The sequence below is a fragment of the Paenibacillus sp. sgz302190 genome (genome assembly GCF_059820445.1).
Genome location: NZ_JBZYAO010000090.1, coordinates 1 through 1559, shown reverse-complemented (window position 1 = coordinate 1559; position 1559 = coordinate 1). Strand labels below are relative to the sequence as shown.

At 46.4% G+C, this 1559-nt stretch carries 1 protein-coding gene; it reads left to right on the top strand.

Annotated elements, in window-relative coordinates; all coding sequences use genetic code 11:
- Nucleotides 1-95: 95 nt before the first annotated feature.
- Nucleotides 96-1454: an IS1182 family transposase gene (locus tag AC6RNO_RS36510; protein ID WP_497108428.1), complete on the top strand. Its 1359-nt coding sequence runs from the start codon at nucleotides 96-98 to the stop codon at nucleotides 1452-1454.
- Nucleotides 1455-1559: the final 105 nt, after the last annotated feature.

Below are 1559 nucleotides of genomic sequence, written 5' to 3'. Positions count from 1 at the left end.
TCAGGCTGTTGAGAAAGTCTTATGAATCCACCAATTCACCGCGTTAATATGGTATAATATTCTTGTGAGTATTCCATGGAAAGCGCGGTGTGTCTATGCTTTACACGAACGAGCCTAATCCTCAACTCGATTTTGAATTGGTGTGTATTGAACATATGGTCGCACCCAATCACTTACTTCGCCATATCGAAAAGCATATCGATTTTAGCTTTATTCTTGAAAAGGTTCGCCCTTATTATAGTGAGTCGAATGGCCGTCCTTCTCTTGACCCTATTGTGTTTTTTAAGATGCTTCTCATCGGATATCTCTATAACATTCGTTCGGAAAGGGAGCTAGAGCGAGTGGTCAATGATACCCTTTCGTTCCGTTGGTTTCTTCGACTTGGGCTATCAGGCAAAGCGCCGGATCACTCCGTGTTTAGCTGGAATCGGAAGCATCGATTCAAGGATACGACCATTTTCCAAGATATCTTCGACCAGATCGTCCAGCAAGCCATCGACCATCATATGGTCGGAGGCCGCGTGCTCGTGACCGACTCCACACACATCAAAGCCAACGCCAACAATAGTAAATATGAAAAACGGGAAGTCGAATGCACCCCTGAGGAATATATCCAAGAGCTCGAGCGGGCGGTGAACGAGGATCGGGAACAACTCGGAAAAAAACCTCCGCTTCCCAAAAAGGAGGTGGACAAAAAAACAATAAAAGTTAGTTTGACCGATCCGGAAAGCGGGTATTTGAAACGGGATGGAAAACCCGAAGGATTCCACTACCTCGATCATCGCACCGTCGATGTGAAATTAGGCATCATTACCGACTGTCATGTGACCGCTGGTAACGTCCATGATTCCGTCGTATACATAGATCGCTTGCAGCATCAAATCAACAAGTTTGGGTTTCATTCTACACTGGAAGCAGTTGCTGTTGACTCTGGATATATGACGCCTTATATTTGCCACAAAACTTCTCAGTTGAACATCATGGCCGTCATCCCGGAGCGAGGTTCCAGGGAGCATGGCGTTTTTCCAAAGGGACAATTTGTATTCCATGCCGAGAAAAACGTGTACATCTGCCCGAATCATCAGGAATTGACGTACCGAACCACGAATCGAGATGGCTACCGGGACTACAAGTCGGATCCGAAAGTATGCTCGGAATGTCCATTTTTGACATCGTGCACCACGAACAAATCGAATCAGCGAACCGTTCAGCGACATATATGGGAAGATAGTAAAGAACGGGTAAAGCTGAATCGACAAAGTGATAGCGGTAAGGTGCTTTACAACCTACGAAGCCAGACCATCGAGCGAAGTTTCGCGGACGCCAAAGTGCTCCACGGACTTCGCTATTGCCGGTTTCGGGGGAGAGACAAGGTGCAGATGCAAGTGCTCCTAACCGCAACTGCACAGAACATGAAAAAGATAGCCCTCCACCTCTCCAAGAAAGCAGGATGAGGTACAGACCTCATTCAAACCCTCATTTCCCCTCCCTGAAATACTTTTTTTCCCAAATGATTCGTTATGCTTTCGTAAACAAACAGGGGTTTCTCAACAGCCTGA

Coding starts and splice junctions, on each gene's coding strand:
- AC6RNO_RS36510 (WP_497108428.1), top strand. CDS start 96: ATGCTTTACACGAACGAGCCTAATCCTCAACTCGATTTTGAATTGGTG.